The organism is Janthinobacterium sp. SUN100, assembly GCF_030397705.1.
Classification (GTDB): domain Bacteria; phylum Pseudomonadota; class Gammaproteobacteria; order Burkholderiales; family Burkholderiaceae_D; genus Janthinobacterium; species Janthinobacterium kumbetense.
This window is the reverse complement of sequence record NZ_JAPUBU010000003.1, coordinates 399,445-422,510: the sequence shown is the minus strand read 5'-3', so window position 1 is coordinate 422,510 and position 23,066 is coordinate 399,445. Positions and strand designations below refer to the sequence as shown.

Genomic DNA, 23,066 nt, shown 5'->3' with positions numbered 1-23,066 from the left:
TTCCTTCAGTTAAGGCCGGCTTATTTCGCCAGCGACAAGGTTTTCAATGGCAAACCTTGCTTTTTCCATTCGTCGAGGCCGCCTTCCAGGCTTGTTGCCTCAGCGAAACCGGCTTTGCCCAGCAGGCCGACGGCGGTTGCCGAACGCGAACCTTTCTGGCAAACCACTACAATGGGGCGCGTTTTGAATTTTTCCAGCTCGCCCACGCGTTTTGCCAGTTCCGGCAGCGGAATATTTTTTGCGTCAGGCAAGTGGCCCGTGGCGAATTCTTCCGCGTTGCGCACGTCGACGATGACAGTCTTGCCACGGTTGATCAGTTGCGTGACTTCCAGCACGGTCGCGCGCTTGCCGCGCATCGACAGCAGTGGCCAGAGGAGGGCGCCGCCGGAAATAATGACGATGGCAAACAGAAAAATGTGGTCGATAATGAATTTCACGTAGGGTCCAATGGTTTAAGTCAATCCGCGCATTATAAAATAGAAGCTGGACGAGGTCTTTTTACGTTTTGCTTTTTTGATTTGAACCCCTTGAGAAGATAGAACTATGTACAAAATCGTTTTCATGCGTCACGGCGAGTCCACCTGGAACCTCGATAACCGCTTCACCGGCTGGACCGACGTCGATCTGACGGAAAAGGGCGTCAACGAAGCCAAGGCCGCCGGCCAGATCCTCAAGCAGGAAGGTTTTACGTTCGACGTGGCCTACACTTCCGTCCTGAAGCGCGCCATCCGCACCCTGTGGCTGGCGCTCGACGAGATGGACATGATGTATTTGCCGATCAAGAACGACTGGCGCTTGAACGAGCGCCACTACGGCGCCCTGCAAGGCCTGGACAAGGGCGAGACAGCCGCTAAGTATGGCGACGAGCAAGTATTGGTATGGCGCCGTAGCTACGATACCCCGCCGCCTCCGCTGGAAGCGAACGATGACCGCGCCTCGTTCAACGATCCGCGCTACGCCGGCTTGCCGCAAGCATCGATTCCCCTGACCGAATGCCTGAAAGACACCGTGGCGCGCGTGATGCCGGCCTGGGACGAGGAAATCGCCCCGGCCATCCGCGCCGGCAAGAAAATCATCATTTCGGCCCACGGCAACAGCTTGCGCGCGCTGATCAAGATGCTCGACGGCATCAGCGACAGCGATATCGTCGGCCTGAACATCCCGAACGGCCAGCCGCTCGTGTATGAACTGGACGCCGACCTGAAACCGATCCGTCATTACTACCTGGGCGACCCGGCAGCGATTGCGGCTGCGCAAGCTGCCGTGGCGAACCAAGGGAAGGCCAAGTAACTTGTCGTCTTTCTTCCGCGGCACAGCCATCGCCCCCTCTGCTGAACGACCCCTGCCGGCGTGGCGCGCCGGTGCCATGCTGTGCCTGGCGCTGCTGCTTTCCAGCGGTGCCGCGCAGGGCGCCAAGCCCACCGAACGCAGCAAGCAGAAGGCGGCCGCGGAAGCACAACGTGCTGGATTGCAACAAAAGCTGACGGCGCTCAAGCGCGACATCAGCCGCACGGAAAGCGCCAAGGATGACGCGGCCGATACCCTGGCCGAGTCGGAAGAGGCCATTTCCAACGCCAACCGCGCCCTGCGCGACTTGGCGCAGGAGCAAAGTGAGACGGGCGTGAAACTCAATGCGCTGGGGCAAGAGCACCAGCAATTGACGGCCACCGTCGAAAAACAGAAGACGCAGCTGTCGAAGTTGCTGCGTGAACAATATGTCGCCGGCAACGAAGACCGCATCAAGCTGCTCTTGTCGGGCGATAACCCGAACCGCATCAACCGCGACTTGCAATTGATGGCGTATGTGTCGCAGGCGCAGGCGCGCCTGCTGGAAGCCTTGCGCGCCAACTTGCTGGCCGTGGAGAAAAACCAGGCGGAGGTGCAGAACGCCAAGGATGAGCTGGAAGAAATCGCACAGGAAGAGCGCGACCAGAAGGCCCTGCTGGTGCAGGAGAAGGCACGCCGCGCCGCCTTGCTGACGAGCTTGTCGCAGCGCCTGGTGGCGCAGCGCAAGGAAGTGGGCAATGTCGAGCGCGACGAACAGCGCATGGGCAACCTGGTCGACAAGCTGGCAAAACTGATCGAAGAGCAGGCCGCCGCCGCCGCGGCTGAAAAGAAACGTCAGCAATTGCTGGCCGAACAGCGCGCCGCCGCCAAAGCGGCCGCCGACGCCAAGATCGCGGCGGAAAAACGCGAACGCCTGCTGGCCGCGCGCGCCAAGGCCGCCCAGGCGCAGGCCGAGCGCGAACGACTTGCGAAAGAACAACAAAACAAATCTGGCAAGATCAAGCCGCAGACTCCGCCACCGCCGCCCGTGAAACTGGAACCGATCGACGACGACGAGCCGCCGCAAGTGGCCAAGGTGACGCCGAAACCGGAACCCAAGCCGGAACCGGAGCCGGACCGCCCGAGCCTGGGCCCGGCCGCGCCAGCTGGCGCCTTTGCCAGCATGAAAGGGCAGCTGCGCGCCCCCGTGGCGGGCAAGATCGCCGCCCGCTTCGGCAGCAAGCGCGGTGACGGCCCCAGCTGGAAGGGCGTGTTCATCCGCACGGGCGAAGGCAGCGAGATCCACGCCATCGCCGGCGGCAGGGTCGTGTTTTCCGACTGGCTGCGCGGTTTCGGCAATCTGATCATCGTCGACCACGGCGGCCAGTACATGAGTATTTATGGCAATAACCAGTCGCTGCTGAAACGCGTGGGCGATGCCGTCAAGGGCGGCGACGCCATTGCCAGCGCGGGCAACAGCGGCGGCAACGAGGAATCGGGGCTATACTTTGAATTGCGTCATCAGGGCCGCGCCTTCGACCCCGCCACCTGGGTGAAGTTTTAATTCAGTTCCCACCATTGCTGCGGCAGCGAATTTGTAGATTGCGAAGAATACATGGGTATCAAAGTCAAAAGTATCGGCCTGATCGGTCTGGGCGTCCTGGCCGGCATCGGCATGTCGCTGCAGTTCCCGGCCGTGGCGCAAAAAATCACGAATGCCCCGCTGCCGCTCGACGAGCTGCGCCAGTTGTCCGACGTCTTCGGCTTGATCAAGTCCGATTACGTCGAGAAGGTGGAAGACAAGAAACTGCTGACGGAAGCCATTTCCGGCATGGTCTCGTCGCTGGACCCGCATTCTGTCTATCTCGATAAAAATGCCTTCAAGGAAATGCGCGAAAGCGTGCAGGGCAAGTTTGTCGGCATCGGCATCGAGGTGAGCATGGAAGACGGCTACGTGAAAGTCGTCTCGCCCATCGAGGACAGCCCTGCCGCCAAGGCCGGCATCCTGGCGGGCGACCTGATCACCCGCCTCGACAATATCCCGCTGAAAGGCTTGCAGCTGGAAGAGGTCATCAAGAAGATGCGCGGCCAGCCGGGCACCAAGCTGGTGCTGACGATGTCGCGCAAGGGCGAAAGCAAGCCGCTGGTCTTTCCCATCGTGCGCGAGGAAATCCGCGTGCAAAGCGTGAAGGCCAAGATGGTCGCGCCCGGCTATGCCTGGCTGCGCATCGCCCAGTTCCAGGAACCGACCGTCGATGACATGGTCAAAAAGATCAACGCGCTGTATGCGCAAGACCCCAAGCTCAAGGGCCTGGTGCTGGACTTGCGCAACGATCCCGGTGGCGTCGTGCCGGGCGCCATCGGCGTGGCGACAGCGTTTCTTCCGGGCAATTCCGTGATCGTTTCCACCAAGGGTCAGTTGCCCGAGTCGAAACAGGTGTTTTACGGCCGCCGCGAATTCTATGCCGCACCGGGCGCCAGGGCCGACCCGCTGGCCAAGCTGCCGGCCGCCCTGAAAACCGTGCCGCTGGTGGTGCTGGTCAATGCCGGTTCCGCGTCCGCCTCGGAAATCGTCGCCGGCGCCCTGCAGGATTACCAGCGCGCCACCGTCATCGGCACGCAGACGTTCGGCAAGGGTTCCGTGCAAACCTTGCGCCAGATCACGGCCGACACGGCCGTCAAGCTGACGACGGCCCGCTACTACACGCCGAAAGGCCGGGCCATCCAGGCGCGCGGCATCGTGCCCGACTTGCTGGTCGATGAAACGGCCGAAGGCGATGGCTGGAACAGCCTGCGCATCCGCGAGGCGGACCTGGAAAAACACTTGAGCAGCAACGATGGCAAGCCGGAAGCGGCCAAGCCGACCATGGAAGGCATGCAGGATCAGCTGGAAGAAGAGCAGCGCCTGATCGCCACGGCGAAAAAGCGCAAGCCGCTCGAATACGGCGCCAAGGACGATTTCCAGCTGCAACAAGCCTTGAACCACTTCCAGGGCTTGCCGGTGCAGCTGGCCAAGGCCGATGCGAAGGTGGAGAAGATCGGCGCCAAGCCGGAAATCGCTTCCGACATCAAGGTGGACGACAAGAAGATTCCTGTGCAAAAACCGTAGTCGCCGCCATGAACGACAATCAGCTGCTGCGCTATTCGCGCCACATTCTGCTGGACCAGATCGGCATCGAAGGCCAGCAAGCCTTGCTGGACGCGCATGTGCTGGTGATCGGCGCGGGCGGACTCGGCTCGCCCGCAGCCATGTATTTGGCCGCCAGCGGCGTCGGCAAGCTGACCCTGGTCGATGACGACACGGTCGACCTGACCAATCTGCAGCGCCAGATCGCCCACACTACGCAGCGCGTGGGCCAGCCGAAAGTGCTGTCGGCGCGCGAAACCTTGACCGGGATCAATCCCGAGATCGATATCGTCGCCTTGCAGGAGCGCCTCGACGGCGCGCGTCTGGCCGAACTGGTCTGCTCCGCCACGGTGGTGCTCGACTGCACCGACAACTTCGCCACGCGCCACGCCGTCAACCGCGCCTGCGTGGCGGCCAGGGTGCCGCTGGTGTCGGGCGCCGTGATCCGTTTCGACGGGCAAGTGAGCGTGTTCGATCCGCGCACGGGCACGCAACCGTGCTATTCCTGCCTGTTTCCGCAGGAACAGCAGTTCACGGACGAGGCGTGCTCGACCATGGGCGTGTTCGCGCCGCTGGTGGGCGTGGTGGGCGCCATGCAGGCGGCCGAGGCCTTGAAGCTGATCATGCGCGTGGGAGAGTCCTTGGCCGGACGGCTGCTGCTGCTCGACGGCTTGCACATGGAATGGAGCAGCATGCGCGTCGCGCGCGACCCCGGCTGCGCCGTTTGCGGCGAAGTGGTCTTGCCGGCTTGACAGCCCCCGCACAAATTTTTCCCTATATGACAGGCTTTGTCATATTTCCGCTTTATACTCTGCACTCATTACTCACCTTCTTCTCTCTTTCTTATGCAAAACGCAGCAAACCATCCGATACGCCAGCGCCGCGCGCGCGGCTTCACTTTGATCGAAATCATGGTCGTGGTGGTGATCATGGGTATCCTCGCGTCGCTGGTGGTGCCCAAGCTGATCGCCCGCACGGGCGAGTCGAAAGTGGCGGCGGCGAAAGTCGATATCGCTACCGTGATGCAAGCCTTGAAACTGTATCGCCTGGATAACCAGCGCTACCCGACGACGGAACAGGGCTTGCAGGCGCTGATCGAGAAACCGACCACGGGACCGGCCGCGAATGGCTGGAAAGCGGGCGGTTACCTGGAAAAGATGCCGAAGGATCCATGGGGCAACCCGTACCAGTTCCTGTCGCCGGGCGTGAAAGGCGAAGTCGACATCATTTCGCTGGGCGCCGACGGCCAGCCTGGCGGTAGCGGCGACGATGCCGATATCGGTTCCTGGGAACTGTAAGTTTTCCATTGCATGCCAGCCATGACCACCGGTCGCGCACCGCCCCGGCCACGCGCCAGCGGCTTCACGCTGATCGAATTGCTGGTGGTGATGGTCATCATCGGCGTGACCCTGGGCCTGGTGTCGCTGAACGCCATGCCGAATGGCCAGCAAGCCTTGCAAAAGGAAGCCGAACGCATCGCCCTGCTGCTGCAGCTGGCGCGCGATGAAGCCATCGTGCGCAGCCGGCAGGTGGCGTTCGAGGCTGACGAAAATCAATACCGTTTCCTGGTCCTCAATGAAAAGCTGTGGCAACCCGTGACGCAGGACGATTTGCTGCGCGAGCGCGCGTTTGCCAACACGCCCATGCTGCTCAGCGTGCAGCCCTCGAACAGCGTGGCCCAGCCGCTGCGCATCATCTTCGGCCGCGAACCGGTCGACAAGCCTTTCGTGCTGACCCTGGCCAGCGGCGAGCGCAGCGTGGCCATCCGCGCCGACGGCATTGGCCACTTCACGGTCGAGCAATGATGCGGCTCCCACGTCATGGCCGTCAGCGCGGCTTCACTTTGCTGGAAGTCCTCGTCGCCCTCGTCATCGTCGGCACGGCCCTGGGCGCGTCCTTGCGCGCCGTCGGCAGCCTGACGCAAAACAGCGACGGCTTGCGCAGCGCCATGATGGCCACCTGGTCGGCGGAAAACCACCTGGTGCGGCTGCGCCTGGCAAAAACCTTTCCGCAGACGGGCAAGCGCACGGTCGACTGCCCGCAGGGCGATTTAAAACTCATTTGCGAGGAGGAAGTGGTGGCCACGCCGAATCCCCGCATCCGCCAAGTGCGCGTCAACGTGTATGACGCACAGTACCCGGCCCGGCGCATCGTGCGCCTGGTCTTGCTTTCCTTTAACGACTGATGGCGCGCCGTCCTCTCCCTGCCGCGGGTTTTACCCTGATCGAGCTGCTCGTGGCGATCGGCATCCTGGCCATGGTCGCCGTGCTGGGCTGGCGCGGCCTGGACAGCATCATGCGCTCGCGCGAAGTGCTGACCAGCCAGCTGGAGCAGGCGCGCGGCATGCAGCTGGCGTTTGCCCAGATGCAGAGCGATTGCGACCACCTGGCCGGCGCCGGGCTGAACAACAGCCTGCTGAACGGCCGCATCAACCTGTCGGCGGAAAACGACCGCCTGACCCTGGTGCGCCTGGCCGCCTCGGAACAGGAGCCGCAACAGTTGCAAGTGGTCACTTACCGGCTGCGCGGCGGCGTGCTGACGCGGCGCGAGTCGAACGGCACGCGCGACCTGGCCGTGCTCGACACCCTGTGGCAGGCGGCGCGCGACGATACCGATACCTCCAGCGCCGACGTGGCCCTGATGCAGGGCGTCGACAGCATGGTCATGCGCGGCTGGAGCAATGGCGCCTGGAACGTGCTGACGGCGGGCGCCACCATCTCCACGCAGGTGCCGGGCCTGGAAGTGACCTTGCAAATGCCGGGCCAGGACGCGGGCCTGTCCAAAGTCTTTTTATTGGGACCGGGATGACGCGCTTCAAGTTCCCCTCGCGCCAGCGCGGCGTGGCCGTCATCACGGCCTTGTTGCTGACGGCGCTGGCCATCACCGTCGTCGCCAGCCTGTTCTGGCAGCAGCAGGTGCAGGTGCGCTCGATGGAAAACCAGCGCCTGCGCCTGCAGACGCAGTGGGCCATGCGCGGCATGGTCGACTTCGCCCGCTTCTGGTTGCGCCAGGACAATCCCATGCTGACGGCGCTTGATGGCGTATGGGCCACGCCCATCGAGGAAGCACGGCTCGACGATTACGTGGACCGCGAAAAGGTCGACACGGAAAAATTCGACGCCACCGTTTCGGGCCGCGCGCTCGATGCGCAGGCGCGCTTCAATATCACCAACCTGGTCGACGTCACGGGCGCCATCAATCCGAAGCAGGTGCTGGCCTACCAGCGTTTATTGTCCAACATGAAGCTCGACAGCGGCCTGGCGCAAGCGACGGCCGATGCCGTGCTGCGTGCGCGGCCGAAGCCGCGTACCGCCAGCGGCACCGACGGCAAGACGCCCGCTGCCACGCCCGCCACGGGTGGCAGCAGCGAGCCGGTGGCGTTCACGCAAGTCGAGGATTTGCTGGCCGTGCCCGGCTATACGCCGCAAATGATCGAGCAGCTGCGCGATGTCGTCATCATCTTGCCCGAAATCACGGGGGTCAACGTGAACACGGCGCCGGCCGAGGTGCTGGCGGCCGTGACGATGATGTCGCTGTCCGAGGCCAGCGCCCTGACTTTGAGCAATCCGCGCAAAAAATTTGTTGATTTGGCAAACTTCAAGAATAATATTGATGCGAAGCAAGTGATTGAAGGTATCGAGCTTGATGTGAAGAGCCGCTATTTCCTTACCGTCATCCGCGTGCGGCTGGATCGTGCCGCCCTTGATGCCGTGGCGCTCATCAATCGAAAAACGGATCCGCAGCGCACCACCAGCCTGGTCTGGTTGCGGGAAAATTAACAGCTGAAAGCGAGTCACTTTGACAATATTGTATATCCGTCACCCGGCCAAGGCCTCCACCGACAGCGCGCCGGCCTGCTCCTTCGTGCTGGCCGGCGACGGCGGCGCCCTGTTGCAGCAGGGCAGCGCGCCGCTGGGCAGCCTGGGCCAGCTGATCGCTGGCGCGAAGCAGGTGGTGCTGCTGCTGGCGGCGGCCGACGTGACCCTGCTGCGCCTGAAAACGCCGCCGCTGGCCGGCGCCCGCTTGCGCGCGGCCTTGCCGGGCCTGGTGGAAGAACACATCCTCGGCGACACCCAGGATTGCCTGCTGGCCGCCGGCGCGTCCGACGCTGCCGGCATGCGCACGGTGGCCGTGGCGCAGCGCGCCTGGGCCGAGGTACTCGTGAAAGCCTTGCTGGCGCAGGGTGCGCGCAAGGTGGCGCTGCTGCCATCGCAGCTGTGCCTGCCCTTGCAGCCGGGCAGCGTGACGGCTGCCCTGCAAGCCAGCGGCGATGGCCTGGAACTGGCCTTGCGCCAGGCGCCGCAAGAGGGCCTGGGCCTGGTGTTGCCGGCCCAGCCGCAGCAGGCCTTGCTGACGACGCGCGCGTTTGCCGGCGATGTGCCCCTGACGGTCTACGTGGCGCAGGCCGAGCTTGCGCAATATCAACAACTGGCCGCCGGCATGGACGGCGTGACGGTGGAAGCGGACCACTGGGCGCACTGGATCGCCGGCGCCAGGGGTGCGGGACTGGACCTGGCCGCTGCCATGGGCACGGCGACGGGCTCGGCCACCGAATGGCGCCGCTGGCGCTGGCCGCTGCGCCTGGCGCTGCTGGCCGTGATCGTCAACTTGGCCGGCATGAATATCGAATGGATGCGCTTGAAGCGCGAGGCCGCCACCGTGCGCACCTCGATGCAGCAAACCTTCAAGGCCGCGTATCCGAATGAAACGCCCGTGTATGGCCTGGAAGCGGAGCAGATGCGGCGCAATATCGCCGCCGCCCGCCTGCAGGGCGGGCAAGCGAGCATGGATGACTTCACCAGCATGAGCGCGGCGCTGGGCGAGGCGCTGGGCGGCCTGGCCGGGCGCGGCGTGGTGGCCTCGCTGGAATACCGCGAGCGCAGCCTGATCGTCAAGCTGAAACCGGACATGGTCGACGCCAGCGCCCAGGCGCAGGTGCGCGACGGCCTGGCCGCGCGCAAGCTGGCCTTGAATGAAACGGCGCCGGGCGTGTGGAAGATCACGCCGGCCACGGGAGCAAAAACATGAGTGCAGCAGTCAACAAGGCGCGCGCCGCCTGGGCGGGGCAGCAGCAGGCCGTGCAGGCCTTCTGGGCCGAGCGCACGCCGCAGGAGCGCAAGCTCTTGAGCATCGGCGGCGTGGTGGCGGGGCTGGCCCTCGTCTACGCCGTATTCTTCGAGCCGGCCTGGACGGGCCGCATCGCCTTGCAAAAGAGCTTGCCCGAGCTGCGCCAGAACGCGGCCCAGCTGCAGGCGCTGGCGCGCGAAGCGGGCGAGCTGGCGCGCCAGGCGCCCGTGCAGGTGGCAAGCATGAGCCGTGACAGTCTCGACGCGTCGCTGAAGGCGCGCGGCCTGGCGCCGCAATCGCTGTCGCTGACGGGAGAGTACGCGCGCGTGCAGCTGAACGGCGTGCCGTTCGCCAGCGTCATGCTGTGGCTGGACGGCTTGCGCCGCGAAGGCCGCGTGGCGGTGCAGGAAGCGAAGATCACGGCGCAGGGCAAGGCGGGGCTGGTCGACGCCAGCCTGACCCTGCACCAGAGCCCGGGCGCGGCGCGATGATGCGCCTGCTAGGCTGGCTGCTGGCCATCATCGTCAGCGTCTGCGTCACCCTGCTGGTGTTTTTCCCGGCCGGCTGGGTCGCCAGTCTCGTGGAAAAGCAGACGGGCGGACGTTTGACCTTGGGCGACGCGCAAGGTACCCTGTGGCGCGGCTCGGCCTTTGTCGGCGGGGCGGCCAGCGCGAATGGCGCCGTGACGCCGCTGCTGCCGGGGCGCTTCAGCTGGCGCATTTCGCCGTCCGTGCTGTGGGGATCGGTGGACGTGGAATTGCAGAATGCGCAGGCGCTGTCGCAGGCCGTCAATTTGCGCGGTTCGTGGTCGCACTGGCAAGTCAGCCCGGCGGCCCTGCTGCTGCCGGCCGACGGCTTGGGCGGCCTGGGCGCGCCCTTGAATACCGTGGCGCCGACGGGCAGCATGCGCCTGTCGTGGAGCACCTTGCAGCTGGCGCTGGAAAAACAGCAGTTTTCCGCCATCGGCCGCACGACCCTGCAGATGACGGACATGGCTTCGCGCCTGTCGTCCTTGCGTCCGCTGGGCAGTTACGAGCTCGATTTCGATTGGCAGGGGCAGCAGGCGACGTTGACCTTGCGCTCCATCAAAGGACCGCTGCTGCTCGACGGCAGCGGCAGCCTGCAACAGGGGCGCATGCAGTTTTCCGGCCAGGCCCAGGCCGCAGCAGGATATGAAGAGACCTTGGCGAGTTTGTTGAATTTGCTGGGACAGCGCCGTAGCAATAGCGAAAAAAACATCATCGCCTTAGAGTTCAGACAATGAAAAAACCATCCGTGAGCCCCCATACCTTCTCCTTTTCGCTGCGCCGCCTGTCGGCCGCCGCCTTGCTGTGCTGTTCCGTGGCCGGCATGCCGGCGCCCGTCTGGGCCGCGCCCGGCGATGAAGCGGCGCTCAATTTCGTCGGCGCCGACATCGAATCCGTGATCAAGGCCGTGGGCCATTACACCAACATCAATTTCGTCATCGACCCGCGCGTCAAGGGCACGATCACGCTGGTGTCGGAAAAATCGATCAGCAAGACGCAAGCCTTCGCGCTGCTGGCCTCGGCCCTGCGCCTGCAGGGCTATGCGGTGGTTTCCGGCGACGGCTACGCGAAAGTGGTGCCGGAAGCGGACGCCAAGCTGCAATCCGTGCCGACCCAGGTGGGCAACGGCAGCAGCCAGGTGAAGGGCGACCAGATCGCCACCCAGGTGTTTTACCTGAACTACGAATCGTCGGCCAACCTGCTGGCCGTGCTGCGCCCCCTGATTTCGCCGAACAACACGATCAATGCCAACCCGGGCAACAACTCGCTGGTGATCACCGATTACGCGGATAACCTCAAGCGCCTGGCGAAGATCATCGCCGCGCTCGACGTGCCCGCCTCGACGGACCTGGATGTGATCCCCGTGCGCTATGCCATCGCTTCCGACCTGGCCTCGATGGTGAATAAACTGATGGAAGGCGGTAATGCGGGCGCCGCCGCAGGGGCCGACGCGGGCAAGGTATCCGTGCTGGCCGACCCGCGCACCAATTCGCTGGTGCTGCGCGCGCCGTCGGCGGCGCGCGCCAACCTGGCCAAGTCGCTCATTTCCAAGCTGGACCAGCCCACCACGCAGCTGGGCAACGTGCACGTGGTGTACCTCAAAAATGCGGACGCCACCAAGCTGGCGCAGACTCTGCGCTCGGTGGTGACGTCGGACGGCACGGCCGCTTCGGCGCAGCAGCCGGGCAACAACAGCCTGAATACGAATAACCAGAACAACCAGGGCGGCGGCATGAACACCACTGGCCTGGGCGGCAATACGCAAAGCGGCACCACGGGCGGTGCTTCGCTGAGCAACGGGCCGCAGCAGCTGTCCTCGGGCGGCGCGGCAGGCTTCATCCAGGCCGACGCTTCCACCAATACCCTGATCCTGACGTGCAACGAGGCCGTCTACCGCAACCTGCGCGCCGTGATCGACCAGCTCGACGTGCGCCGCGCCCAGGTCTACATCGAGGCGCTGATCGTCGAAGTGACGTCGGCCAAGGCCTCCGAGTTCGGCGTGCAGTGGCTGGGGCTTTCCGGCGACAGCAGCAGCAGCTACCGCGTGGGCGCGCTGCAGTCGTTCGCCGGCGGCACCGACAACAATATCGCCAAGCTGGCGCTGGGCGGCGGTAAGGTGCTGCCGACGGGCGGCCTGACGCTGGGCATCTTCAAGCAGATCAACGGCGCGCTGGGCCTGGGCGCCGTGGCGCATGCGCTGGAATCGGACGGCAACGCGAACATCCTGTCGACGCCGAACCTGATCACCCTGGACAACGAGCTGGCGACCATCAAGGTGGGCCAGAACGTGCCTATCCTGACGGGCCAGTACACCAGCACGGCCGGCACCAACACGAACCCGTTCCAGACCATCGACCGCAAGGAAGTGGGCCTGACCCTGAAGGTGCGTCCGCAGATTTCCGAAGGCGGCACGATCAAGCTGGGCATCTATCACGAGACGTCGAGCGTGGACAAGTCCACGTCGACGGCCGTCAGCGGCATCACCATCAACAACCGCGTGATCGAAAACAATGTGCTGGCCGACGATGGCCAGATCATCGTCCTGGGCGGCCTGATCGAGGACAGCACGGGCGACAACGCGGAAAAAGTGCGCGGCCTGGGCGACATTCCCCTGATCGGTAACCTGTTCAAGTACCAGACGCGCGAGCGCAAGAAAACCAATCTGATGATCTTCCTGCGCCCCGTCATCGTGCGCAACAAGGAGCAGAGCGGCAGCCTGGCGGCCGACCGCTACGACTACATGCGTTCGGCCGAGACGGCCGCCGTGCCGGCGTCGGGCAATCTGATGCTGAAAGACCTGGGCACGCCGGTGCTGCCGGCCCTGCAGGATGGCCAGCCGGTGGGCGGCAGCATGGTGACGCGCCCCGTGCCGCCGGCGCCGACGCCGCCGCCAGGCGCGCCGGCCAACGCGGCCACACCGCCGCAGTCGCTGTTGCAGCAATATCAGCAACAGCCGCAGCAGCCGCAGAAGTGATGGGACAGTCATGAGCAATCTGCTTCCCTACGCCTACGCGCGCGATTTCGGCTTGCTGGCCCGGCCCGGCGCCGTCGACGGCGCCCCCGTCGAGGTGCTGGTGGCCGCGTCGACGGCGCCGGCGGCGATTGCCGAAGTGTCGCGTCGTTTCGGCCAGATTCAGCTGACGGTGCTGCCGCGCGGCGACCTCGATGCGGCCATCGCCGGCGCCTACGCGGGCGGCGGCGGCGACGCGTCGCAGATGGCCGATGAATTCGACGCCGACCTGGATTTGACAAAACTGCTGCAGGACGTGCCGGCCATCGAGGATTTGCTCGAATCGTCCGACGACGCGCCCGTCATCCGCATGATCAACGCGCTGCTCACGCAGGCGCTGCGCGAAGGCGCGTCCGATATCCACATCGAGCCGTTCGAGCAGACCTCCGTCGTGCGCTTCCGCATCGACGGCAGCCTGCGCGACGTCGTGCGTCCCAGGAAAGCCATCCACGGTTCGCTGATTTCGCGTATCAAGATCATGGCGCAGCTCGACATCGCCGAAAAGCGCTTGCCGCAGGACGGCCGCATCACCCTGCGCGTGGGTGGCAAGCCTGTCGACGTGCGCGTCTCGACCCTGCCCACCGGGCATGGCGAACGGGCCGTGCTGCGTTTGCTGGACAAGGAAGCGGGGCGCCTCGACCTGCAGCACCTGGGCATGAGCGCGCCCATGCTGGGACAGTTCGACGGCCTGATCACGCAGCCGCACGGCATCGTGCTCGTCACGGGCCCCACCGGCTCGGGCAAGACGACGACCCTGTACGCGGCGCTGTCGATGCTCAACGCCACCACGACGAACATCCTGACGGTGGAAGACCCGATCGAGTACGACCTGGCCGGCGTCGGCCAGACGCAGGTCAATCCGCGCATCGACATGACATTTGCCAAGGCGCTGCGGGCGATTTTGCGGCAAGATCCAGATGTGATCATGATCGGCGAGATCCGCGACCTGGAAACGGCGCAGATCGCCGTGCAGGCATCCTTGACGGGTCACCTGGTGCTGGCGACCCTGCATACGAACGACGCCTCGGCAGCCGTCACGCGCCTGCTCGACATGGGCATCGAGCCGTTCCTGCTGTCGTCGTCGCTCCTAGGCGTGCTGGCGCAGCGCCTGGTGCGCAAGCTGTGCGGTTCCTGCAAGACCTTCGACGGCCAGTACTGGCAGGCGGTCGGCTGCGAGCATTGCGGCCAGACGGGCTACCAGGGCCGCGTGGGCGTGTACGAGCTGCTGCGCACGACGGAGCAGATCCGCGCGCAGATCCACAACCGCGCCTCGGAAGCGGAAGTGCGCGCCGTGGCCCTGCAGGACGGCATGACGAGCATGCGCGACGACGGCGAACGCTGGCTGCGCGACGGCACCACCACGCAGGCCGAGTTGCTGCGCGTGACCAAAGACTAGGCCCGCCACCATGCCCGCATTCCGCTATGAAGCCGTCGACGCGCAAGGCGCCACCCGCAAGGGCGTGCTCAATGCCGACAGTCCCCGTTCCGCGCGCGCCGAGTTGCGCGTGCAAGGCCTGGTACCGCTGGCCGTCGAGCCGATCGCCGCGCAGGTCGACGCCGCCGGCGTGACCAAACGGCGCGGCTTCGGCGAGCGCCTGTCGAGCACCGAGCTGGCCCTGTTTACGCGCCAGCTGGCCAGTTTGCTGGAAGCGGGCCTGCCGCTGGAGCAGGCATTTTCCGCGCTGCTGGAACAGGCCGAGCGGCCGTATCTGCGCGATTTGATCGCCTCGATCCGTTCGGAAGTGATTGGCGGCGCCGCGTTTTCCGACGTGCTGGCGCGCCATCCGCGCGATTTCGCGGAAATTTACCGGGCGCTGGTGGCGTCGGGCGAGCAGATCGGCCATTTGTCGCGCGTGCTCTCGCGCCTGGCCGACTATATCGAGCGGCGCAATGCGCTGGTGCAGAAGGTCAAGCTGGCATTCACGTATCCGGCCATTGTCACGGTGGTGGCGTTTTCCATCGTGATTTTCCTGCTCACCTATGTGGTGCCGCAGATCGTCTCCGTATTCGCCAATACCAAGCAGAAGCTGCCCATGCTGACGGTGATCATGCTGGCGCTGTCGGACTTCGTGCGCAACTATGGCCTCGTCGTGGCCGTGATCCTGGCCGGCGCCTGGTTCGCCTGGCGCCGCGCGCTGCAGCAGCCGGCCCTGAAGCGGCGCTGGCATACCTGGCTGCTGACGGCGCCCCTGTACGGGAAATTCGAGCGTAGTCTGAACACGGCGCGTTTCGCCAGCACCCTGGCCATCACCACGGGGTCCGGCGTGCCGATCCTGCGCGCGCTCGACACCAGCCGCGACACGCTCACCAACGTGGCGATGCAGGAACTGGTGGCTGACGCCAGCGGCGCCGTGCGCGAGGGCGTCAGCCTGGCGCGCGCGCTGTCGGCGCAAAAGCATTTTCCGCCCATGCTGATCCACATGATACGCGCGGGCGAAATCACGGGCGAGCTGCCGGCCATGCTGGAACGCGCCGCCAGCGCGCAGGAGCAGGACCTGGAACGCCGCACGCTCACCATCGCCGGCCTGCTGGAACCGGCCCTGATCCTGGCGATGGGCGTGGTGGTGCTGCTGATCGTGCTGGCCGTGCTGATGCCGATTATCGAAATCAATCAGCTTGTAAGATAAGTATCCAAGGAAGCCATGAAGCGTTTGCCTCAAGTTACAAGTTTGCTCGCCGTCGTGGCGCTGTCCGTGTCGCTGGCCTATTGGGCCATGCAGCTGTTCAAGGCGCCGCAGCGTCCCATCAATCCGCCCCCCAATCCGGTGGTGCAGGATGCCAGTGTGGAGGCGGGCGCCTCGCTGTTCGGCGGCCAGGTCAGCGTGGCCACGGCCAGCAACTACCAGCTCAAGGGCGTGGTGGCCGCCGGCAATGGCCGCGGCAGCGTGGCCATCATCTCGACCGATGGCAAGCCCTCCGTCGCCTTGCCGGAAGGCGCCGAGGTGGTGCCCGGCGTGACGGTGCTGGAAGTGCATGCGCGCCACGTGCTGCTGCGCGACGGCGGCGTGAGCAAGCGCATCGACCTGGTGGCCGACGACAAGGCGCTGGCCTTGCCGGGGCAGGTGTCCGCCACCCCGACGCCGGCCGCGGCCCCTGCGCCGGTCACGAACCTGGTGCCGCCGCCGCTGCCGATGGAGCAGCAGCGGCCGGCGACCATGATGCCGGCGCCGCAAGTGAGCAGCGTGCCGCCGCCGAATTAACGCTGTTTTTATCGTATTTTGCCGATGGCGCCATGCCGCCATCGCCACAGGAGTATTCATGTTCTCGATTCGTGCCGTCCTGGCGGGCTGCGTGGCGGCGCTGTGCGCCTTGCCGCCGGCTGCCGCCGCCGATATTCCCGCCGCCACTACCCCCGCCTCCACCGCCACGCCGGCCGTTTCCGCACCCGTCGCGGCGCGTCCGCGCATCGCCCTGGTGCTGTCGGGCGGCGGCGCGCGCGGCCTGGCGCATATCGGCGTCTTGAAAGTGCTGCAGGAGCTGCATGTGCCGATCGACATGGTGGTCGGTACCAGCATGGGCGGCGTGGTGGGCGGCGCGTATGCGGCCGGCGCCTCCGTGGCGGACCTGGAAAAGATGGCGCGCGAGACCAACTGGGCGCGCGTGGTGGCCGACCGGCCGCCGCGCGACGAACTGGCGTTCCGCCGCCGCGAGGAAGATTTGTTGCTGCCGTCGCGCATCGAGTTTGGCACCAGCCGCAACGGCATTTCCACGCCGCCGTCGGCGGCCAGCAATGCGGCGCTGGAAATGGCCTTGAACCGGCTGCTGCCGGCCGGCATGCGCGACCGCCCCGCCAGCCAGCTGCCGCTGCCTTTCCGCTCGGTGGCGTCGGACCTGGTCAATGGCGAACTGGTGGAACTGGTCGATACGCCCCTGTTCCTGTCGATGCGTGCTTCGCTGGCCGTGCCGGGCGTATTTGCCCCCGTGCGCGTGAATAACCGGCTGGTGGTCGATGGGGGTCTGGTGCGCAACCTGCCCGTCGACATGGCGCGCGCCATGGGCGCCGACATCATCATCGCCGTCAACGTGGGCACGCCGCTGGCGCCGGAAAAAGAGCTGGGCAGCGCCATCGGCGTGGCGCAGCAGATGCTGCAAATCCTCACGGAACAGAATGTGCAGCGCTCGCTCAAGGAGCTGCAGCCGCAGGATATCCTGGTGGCGCCGGATTTGACGGGCGTCAGTTTCCTCGACTTTGAAAACTATGCGCGTGCCATGCGCGCCGGCGAGCAGGCAGCGCAGGCCCTGGCCGCCCGCCTGGCGCCGCTGGCCCTGCCGCCGGAACAGTATGCGGCGCGCGAGCAGCTGCGCCTGGCCGCGCCGGCCCTGCTGGACGTGGCCCTGCCGCTCACGCGCCTGGCCGTGGAGAGCGAAGGCGATATCAATCCGCGCATCCTGCAGGCGCAATCGGGCCTGGTGGAAGGGCAGTCGATCAGCCAGGAAGATGTGCTCAAGGCGGCGGCCAAGCTGTATGGCCGCGGCGACGTGGCGCGCGTGGAGACGGAAGTGGTCGATTCCGGCGACCAGCGCGCCGTCACCATCAAGGCCGTCGAAGCGCCGTGGGCCAGCAGCCGCCTGCGCGTGGGCCTGGAAGTGGGCAGCGATTTCAGGGACAGCAATACCTTTGCCCTGAAGCTGCTGCATGTGCGCTCGAATCTGAACAGCTGGGGCGGCGAATTGCGCAGCATGGCGCAGATCGGCACCACGCGCAATTTCGGGGTGCAGTACTGGCAGCCGCTGGGCGCCGGCAACCCGTGGTATATCGCGCCGTCGATCCAGTACAGCTCGCAGGCGGTCGACCTGTTCGACAAGGGACGGCGCAGCGCGCGCGTCGCTTACAGCGGCCAGGGCGCCAGCCTGGTGCTGGGACGCCAGTTCGGCTTCTGGGGCGACCTGCAGTTCGGTGTCTCGCGCAGCGAAGTCAAGGCCGGTGTCAGCATCCCGGCCGACCCGGCCTATCCGCAGGAGCGGGCGCTGGGCACCAACCAGTTCGTCCAGTTCCGCGTCGATACGCTCGATTCGCCCGGTTTCCCCACGCGCGGCGTGCTGTTTGACGCCACCTGGACGCGCGCCTCGACCACGGGTTCGGGCGAGACGGGCCTGGGGCGTTCCGCCATCACGGGCTTGAAGGCCTTTGGCCGCGGCAATTGGGCCGGCCATGTGTATGGCGAATGGGCGCGCGCGCAGCGGGGCGAGGCGCCACTCAGCCTGGGCGGCTTCCTGCGCCTGTCCGGCACGCAGTTCGAATCGGTGACGGGGCGCAGCGTGGCCCTGGCGCGCTTCGTGATGGCGCGTCGCATCGGTTCCCTGCCCAGCACCCTGGGCGGCGCCGTGCGGGCCGGCTTTTCGCTGGAAATGGGCGGCGGCTTCGATCAGAGCGAGCACTGGAAATCCACCAAATTCACGCAGGCCAGCAGCGCCTTCATCTCCGTCGATACGCGCTTCGGTCCGGTGTACGTGGCGTCGGGCGCATCGAAGGGCGGCGAGAGCACGCTCTACCTGTTCCTGGGGCCGGTCTGGTAGGGCGCGGCGGACGCCGTACTGCGGCGCAGGGCCGTGAAGGCGGCAAATTCCCATGAGCGAAAGCCCAGCAGCAGGGTAAAGCCGTCGCGCTCGGCGGGGGCCAGGCGGCGGTCGTTCTGGTGCAGGCGCGCCAGTTCCTCGGCCAGCTGGCGGATCTTTTGCACCAGCTCCTGCGCGCTCGACAGCGACAGGCGCGCCGGGATGCACATCAGGGTTTCGCCGGCGCCGTCAAAATGCCCGCTGAAATAATCGGCCACCACGTGTTCGCGGAAGTACTGCTGCACCGGGCCGTCGGCCAGCCAGTGGAAGGCGTTCGAGACGCGCAGGCTGTAGCGGTTCAGCGGCTTGAGCTCGATCAAGCCCAGGCGATCCAGCTCGGCCAGGCAGCCGATGCATTCGGCTTGCGTCAGCGCATACGTTTCCACCACCTGCTCCAGGCTCCAGTGGCCGAGGCAGCAGATCGCCACCAGCAGCAGGCGCGGATGCGCCACCAGCGACTTTTCCTGCACCAGGGTGAGCGTGTCGGCATGCGGCGTGATGTCGGCCGCGCCGCGCAGCACGTCTTCCATGGCGATGCCCGAGGCCTTGCAGATCAGGGCCAGGCGCGACAGCGACATGTCGTGCTGGCCAAACATGCGCTTGACGCTCGATTCGCTCATGCCGATGCGTTCGGCCAGCACTTTATAGGTGATGCCGGCGGCGCGCAGTTGCGTGCGCAGCACGCGCAAAACCAGTTCGGGTGAACTCACGGATATCCTTTTTGATAAGTTTGGTAGCGGGTAACGGTACCGAATGTAGCCCTTAATGGCACTTTGCACAAGGTGATAGTACTTTACGGCAAAAGAGATGACACTCCCGCTTGTGGCTCGCACGGCGCGCTACAACCAGGCAACTCATCCACTTGTAGAGGTTATTCATGTCCTTCAAATTACGTTTCCCCGCAGCGCTGCTGGCGCTGGCCGCCATCGCTCCCTTGCATGCATCGGCAGCCGATCCTGCGCCGGGCCCCATCTACATGGGCGCCAGCTATGGCTTTCGCGCCAGTACCGGCCTCGACTGCGTGCCGGGACAAAACGATTGCGACAAAAGCAGCAAGCGCAACGGCAAGGCCTACGTGGGTTACAGTTTCGACGCGCTGCCGTTTCAGGGCGGCGTGGCCCTGCCTTCGATTGAGCTGGTGGGGTATATGGGCGGCGAAGTGAAGTCCGGCTTCGACACGGGCGCCGGCCGGCGCGCGGGCCGCGGCAAGTTCACGGGCCTCGGCATGCAGGGCGTGCTCGGCTACCAGTTTGACGCGTTCACCCTGAGCGGCCGCCTGGGCGCGGCTTACACGCAGGGCAAGGTCGATTATCTGGGCGGCGGTTCGGACAAGAAGGACAAGATCGGCCTGACCTATGGCATCGGCGCGGCGTATGCGCTGAACAAGAACTGGGCGCTGCACCTGGACTGGGACCGCGTGCCGGTCAAGTACAGCAGCAAGCAGACGACCAAGGTCGACATGTTTTCGCTGGGCGCGTCCTACCGTTTCTAAGGGGATGCTGCTGCGGCAGAGAGTGGCCTGATGGCGGACGCCCTATGAAAAGGGTGTCCGCGGGCGGCCTATTTGTCTATTTCGACTTTCAACAGCAATTTCGCCAGCAGCCGCTTTTCCTGCTGGCGCTGGCCTGACACGGTCTTGACGTGCGCCCCGGCGGCGCGCTGCAGGGCAGCAGTGGCGACGGGGTTGCGCGGTTTTTGCGAGGGTTCGACGCGGAACTGCATTTTCTGCCGCGTCGCCAATGCCTTGTTTGCCATCGGTCCCCTCCCTGATTACAGCACGTAGCGCGACAGGTCTTCGTTGACCGACAGCGCTTCGAGGCGTTCGTTGACATACGCGGCATCGATCACCAGCAGGTTTTCCGTGCTGCTGCTGCCTTCGCTGGCCGCAAATGACACTTCTTCCAGCAGTTTTTCCATCACCGTATGCAAGCGGCGCGCGCCGATGTTTTCCGTGCGCTCGTTTACCGAGTAGGCGATTTCCGCCAGGCGCGTGATGCCTTCCGGCGCAAATTGCAGCTTCAGGTTTTCCGTCGCCAGCAAGGCTTCGTACTGCATCGTCAGGCAGGCGTCCGTGCTCGTCAAGATGCGCTCGAAGTCCGAGATCGACAGCGATTCGAGTTCCACGCGGATGGGGAAGCGCCCCTGCAGTTCCGGGATCAGGTCCGACGGTTTCGACAGGTGGAACGCGCCCGAGGCGATGAACAGGATGTGGTCCGTGCGGATCATGCCGTACTTGGTATTGACGGTGGTGCCCTCGACCAGCGGCAGCAGGTCGCGCTGCACGCCCGCGCGCGAGACGTCGGCGCCGCCGGACTCCGAGCGCGAGGCGATCTTGTCGATTTCATCGAGGAAGACGATGCCGTTCTGCTCGACGTTCTGGATGGCTTTCTGTTTCAGCTCATCTTCGTTGAGCAGCTTCGCCGCTTCTTCCTCGACCAGCAGTTTCAACGCTTCGCGGATCTTGACCTTGCGCGCCTTCTTGCGCTGTCCGCCCACGCCCGAGAACATGGATTTGATCTGCTCCGTCATTTCTTCCATGCCCGGCGGCGCCATGATTTCCATCTGCGGGCCCGCCTCGGCCAGCTCGATCTCGATTTCCTTGTCATCGAGCTCGCCCTGGCGCAAGCGCTTGCGGAAGGTCTGGCGCGTGCTGTCGCCGCTGCCCGTGTCCACGGCGGCGGCCGTATTCGGCGTGAAGCCGAAGTCGCGCGCCGGCGGCACGAGGATGTCGATCACGCGGTCTTCGGCCGCATCTTCGGCGCGCGCGCGCACTTTCTTCATTTCCAGCGCGCGCGTCTGCTTGATGCCGATGTCGATCAGGTCGCGGATGATGGTGTCGACGTCGCGCCCCACATAGCCCACTTCCGTGAACTTGGTCGCTTCGATCTTGATGAACGGCGCCTCGGCCAGCTTGGCCAGGCGGCGCGCGATTTCCGTCTTGCCGACGCCCGTGGGGCCGATCATGAGGATGTTCTTGGGCGTGATTTCATGGCGCAGGGGCTCGGCCACCTGCTGGCGGCGCCAGCGGTTGCGCAGGGCGATGGCGACGGCGCGCTTGGCCTTGGCCTGGCCCACCACGTGCTTGTCGAGTTCGGTGACGATTTCCGACGGGGTCATGTTCATGATCATAGTTGGCTTTCTATCTTTCTTTTGCGTAGAGTGCCCGAAAAACGTTCAGGGCAAGGCGCTTGGCCGCAGGCAGTACCTTTTTGTACGCCCAGGCCATGCAACGCAGCCATGGGCGTTTTCTCGGGGACTCTTAGTCCAAGGTCTCGATGATGTGGGACATATTCGTGTAAATGCACAGTTCCGCGGCGATGGTCAGCGATTTCTTGACCACCTCGGCCGGCGAGAGCTCCGTGTTTTCCTGCAGCGCCTTGGCGGCGGACTGGGCGTAGGTGCCGCCCGAGCCGATGGCGCCGATGCCGTCTTCCGGTTCCAGCACGTCGCCATTGCCCGTGATGACCAAGGTCGATTCGCTGTCGGCCACCAGCAGCATCGCTTCCAGGCGGCGCAGCACGCGGTCGGTGCGCCAGTCCTTGGCCAGTTCGACGGAGGCGCGCAGCAGATTGCCCTGGTGTTTTTCCAGCTTGCCTTCGAAGCGGTCGAGCAGGGTGAACGCGTCGGCGGTGCCGCCGGCAAAGCCGACCAGGACCTTGCCCTGATACAACTTACGCACTTTGCGGGCTGTGCCCTTCATGACGATGTTGCCCAGCGTTACCTGGCCGTCGCCGCCCAGGGCGACTTGCCTGCCGCGCCGGACGCAGAGGATGGTGGTGCCGTGAAATTGTTCCATAGTGACCTCAAAAGATTCGTGCCGATGCGTGCAAGGCCATGCGATTGCGCGCCCATGGCTCAAAAGTGGGGATGGAAAAGGCAATTGCAAGCGGCAGTGTTTGCTTCAGTGTAGTCGGCGCGGGACGAAAAAAAAGCACGCAACCGGAGGTCGTGTGCTTTTTTATTCGCCATCGCGGGCCGCCGGGGCGGCCGCGCAAGGGGAGGGAGATCAGTCGCCGTACAGCTTTTGCTTCAGTTCGCGCCGTTGCTGGGCTTCCAGCGACAGGGTGGCGGTCGGACGGGCGATCAGGCGCGGGATGCCGATAGGCTCGCCCGTTTCTTCGCACCAGCCATAGTCGCCGGCGTCGATGCTGGCGATCGATTGCTGCACTTTCTTCAGCAATTTGCGTTCGCGGTCGCGCGTGCGCAGTTCCAGCGCATGCTCTTCCTCGATGGTGGCACGGTCGGCAGGATCCGGTACGAGCACGGTTTCACGCAAGTGTTCCGTGGTTTCGCCGGCGTTTTTCAGCAAGTCTTTTTCGAGCTGCTGCAGGCGCGCCTTGAAGAATGCCAGTTGTGCCGGATTCATGTAGTCATCTTCGCTCATGGCGCGAATTTGGTCTTCGCTGATGAGAGGGATGTCTTGGTTGGCGGCCGGGGTCGATTTATTAGTTTTGGTCATAACTTCGCTTACCTTCGATACGACAGAGTTTTCAAATTGATCAGTTGATGCGGC

The 23,066-nt window shown here is 64.9% G+C and carries 24 protein-coding genes; 18 read left to right on the top strand and 6 right to left on the bottom strand.

Annotated features, from left to right (window positions below):
- Positions 1–20: 20 nt before the first annotated feature.
- A complete protein-coding gene (locus O0881_RS18385; protein WP_251349454.1) occupies positions 21–437 on the bottom strand; it encodes a rhodanese-like domain-containing protein in 417 nt (138 codons plus the stop codon).
- Positions 438–543: 106 nt separating this feature from the next.
- Between O0881_RS18385 and gpmA the strand changes: the two genes are divergently transcribed.
- The 17 genes from gpmA (at position 544) to O0881_RS18300 (ending at position 18,514) form a co-directional block, all read left to right on the top strand.
- Complete coding sequence (gene gpmA, locus O0881_RS18380) at positions 544–1,290, top strand: 2,3-diphosphoglycerate-dependent phosphoglycerate mutase (protein ID WP_176381555.1); 747 nt, start codon at positions 544–546, stop codon at positions 1,288–1,290.
- 76 nt (positions 1,291–1,366) lie between these two features.
- Positions 1,367–2,830: a peptidoglycan DD-metalloendopeptidase family protein gene (locus O0881_RS18375; protein ID WP_099665807.1), complete on the top strand. Its 1,464-nt coding sequence runs from the start codon at positions 1,367–1,369 to the stop codon at positions 2,828–2,830.
- 51 nt (positions 2,831–2,881) lie between these two features.
- Entirely contained in the window at positions 2,882–4,375 is a 1,494-nt protein-coding gene (locus O0881_RS18370; protein ID WP_289912452.1) for a S41 family peptidase, read from the top strand.
- Between the two features lie 8 nt (positions 4,376–4,383).
- Positions 4,384–5,145 carry a molybdopterin-synthase adenylyltransferase MoeB gene (moeB, locus tag O0881_RS18365; protein WP_099665806.1) on the top strand — a complete coding sequence of 254 codons (762 nt, stop codon included), beginning with the start codon at positions 4,384–4,386 and terminating at the stop codon, positions 5,143–5,145.
- A 93-nt stretch (positions 5,146–5,238) separates the two neighbouring features.
- The gene (gene gspG, locus O0881_RS18360; RefSeq protein ID WP_035823835.1) at positions 5,239–5,691 is read left to right on the top strand and encodes a type II secretion system major pseudopilin GspG; all 453 of its coding nucleotides are present in this window, start codon (positions 5,239–5,241) and stop codon (positions 5,689–5,691) included.
- Positions 5,692–5,703: 12 nt separating this feature from the next.
- On the top strand, positions 5,704–6,198 hold the full coding sequence (locus tag O0881_RS18355; RefSeq protein WP_051959291.1) for a GspH/FimT family pseudopilin: 495 nt from the start codon (positions 5,704–5,706) through the stop codon (positions 6,196–6,198).
- A complete protein-coding gene (gspI, locus tag O0881_RS18350) occupies positions 6,195–6,578 on the top strand; it encodes a type II secretion system minor pseudopilin GspI (RefSeq protein WP_034783570.1) in 384 nt (127 codons plus the stop codon). Before O0881_RS18355 ends, gspI begins: the two co-directional genes overlap by 4 nt.
- Positions 6,578–7,201, top strand: a complete 624-nt coding sequence (locus O0881_RS18345; protein ID WP_289912451.1) for a prepilin-type N-terminal cleavage/methylation domain-containing protein — start codon at positions 6,578–6,580, stop codon at positions 7,199–7,201. Before gspI ends, O0881_RS18345 begins: the two co-directional genes overlap by 1 nt.
- Positions 7,198–8,172, top strand: a complete 975-nt coding sequence (gspK, locus tag O0881_RS18340; RefSeq protein WP_289905859.1) for a type II secretion system minor pseudopilin GspK — start codon at positions 7,198–7,200, stop codon at positions 8,170–8,172. The genes O0881_RS18345 and gspK overlap by 4 nt, the downstream gene beginning before the upstream one ends.
- 19 nt (positions 8,173–8,191) lie before the next feature.
- Positions 8,192–9,421 carry a type II secretion system protein GspL gene (gene gspL / locus O0881_RS18335; protein WP_289912450.1) on the top strand — a complete coding sequence of 410 codons (1,230 nt, stop codon included), beginning with the start codon at positions 8,192–8,194 and terminating at the stop codon, positions 9,419–9,421.
- Positions 9,418–9,951 (top strand): type II secretion system protein M, encoded by a 534-nt coding sequence (locus O0881_RS18330; protein WP_251349449.1) that lies wholly within the window; start codon positions 9,418–9,420, stop codon positions 9,949–9,951. The genes gspL and O0881_RS18330 overlap by 4 nt, the downstream gene beginning before the upstream one ends.
- The gene (locus tag O0881_RS18325) at positions 9,948–10,724 is read left to right on the top strand and encodes a type II secretion system protein N (protein WP_289912449.1); all 777 of its coding nucleotides are present in this window, start codon (positions 9,948–9,950) and stop codon (positions 10,722–10,724) included. The genes O0881_RS18330 and O0881_RS18325 overlap by 4 nt, the downstream gene beginning before the upstream one ends.
- Entirely contained in the window at positions 10,721–12,961 is a 2,241-nt protein-coding gene (gene gspD, locus O0881_RS18320; RefSeq protein WP_289912448.1) for a type II secretion system secretin GspD, read from the top strand. Before O0881_RS18325 ends, gspD begins: the two co-directional genes overlap by 4 nt.
- Before the next feature lie 10 nt (positions 12,962–12,971).
- The gene (gene gspE, locus O0881_RS18315) at positions 12,972–14,393 is read left to right on the top strand and encodes a type II secretion system ATPase GspE (protein ID WP_077398708.1); all 1,422 of its coding nucleotides are present in this window, start codon (positions 12,972–12,974) and stop codon (positions 14,391–14,393) included.
- Positions 14,394–14,403: 10 nt separating this feature from the next.
- The gene (gene gspF, locus O0881_RS18310; RefSeq protein WP_099665799.1) at positions 14,404–15,624 is read left to right on the top strand and encodes a type II secretion system inner membrane protein GspF; all 1,221 of its coding nucleotides are present in this window, start codon (positions 14,404–14,406) and stop codon (positions 15,622–15,624) included.
- A 15-nt stretch (positions 15,625–15,639) separates the two neighbouring features.
- Complete coding sequence (locus tag O0881_RS18305) at positions 15,640–16,197, top strand: type II secretion system protein N (RefSeq protein WP_289905855.1); 558 nt, start codon at positions 15,640–15,642, stop codon at positions 16,195–16,197.
- A gap of 58 nt (positions 16,198–16,255) precedes the next feature.
- Positions 16,256–18,514 carry a patatin-like phospholipase family protein gene (locus O0881_RS18300; RefSeq protein WP_289912447.1) on the top strand — a complete coding sequence of 753 codons (2,259 nt, stop codon included), beginning with the start codon at positions 16,256–16,258 and terminating at the stop codon, positions 18,512–18,514.
- Here the strand turns inward: O0881_RS18300 and O0881_RS18295 are convergent.
- Positions 18,487–19,263 (bottom strand): helix-turn-helix transcriptional regulator, encoded by a 777-nt coding sequence (locus tag O0881_RS18295; protein ID WP_180278646.1) that lies wholly within the window; start codon positions 19,261–19,263, stop codon positions 18,487–18,489. The two genes, O0881_RS18300 and O0881_RS18295, sit on opposite strands and share 28 nt — an antisense overlap.
- 167 nt (positions 19,264–19,430) lie before the next feature.
- On the opposite strand from O0881_RS18295, the gene O0881_RS18290 reads away from it, so the two are divergent.
- Positions 19,431–20,045 (top strand): outer membrane beta-barrel protein, encoded by a 615-nt coding sequence (locus tag O0881_RS18290; RefSeq protein WP_099665796.1) that lies wholly within the window; start codon positions 19,431–19,433, stop codon positions 20,043–20,045.
- A gap of 68 nt (positions 20,046–20,113) precedes the next feature.
- On the opposite strand, the gene O0881_RS18285 is transcribed toward O0881_RS18290, so the two are convergent.
- From O0881_RS18285 to dksA, 4 genes are all read right to left on the bottom strand, one after another.
- A complete protein-coding gene (locus O0881_RS18285) occupies positions 20,114–20,308 on the bottom strand; it encodes a hypothetical protein (RefSeq protein WP_099665795.1) in 195 nt (64 codons plus the stop codon).
- Positions 20,309–20,323: 15 nt separating this feature from the next.
- Positions 20,324–21,676 (bottom strand): ATP-dependent protease ATPase subunit HslU, encoded by a 1,353-nt coding sequence (gene hslU / locus O0881_RS18280; protein ID WP_289912446.1) that lies wholly within the window; start codon positions 21,674–21,676, stop codon positions 20,324–20,326.
- Between the two features lie 136 nt (positions 21,677–21,812).
- Positions 21,813–22,349: an ATP-dependent protease subunit HslV gene (hslV, locus tag O0881_RS18275; protein WP_289912445.1), complete on the bottom strand. Its 537-nt coding sequence runs from the start codon at positions 22,347–22,349 to the stop codon at positions 21,813–21,815.
- A gap of 210 nt (positions 22,350–22,559) precedes the next feature.
- Positions 22,560–23,012, bottom strand: coding sequence for an RNA polymerase-binding protein DksA (dksA, locus tag O0881_RS18270; protein WP_034753066.1), 453 nt, complete (start codon positions 23,010–23,012; stop codon positions 22,560–22,562).
- Between the last annotated feature and the right edge of the window lie 54 nt (positions 23,013–23,066).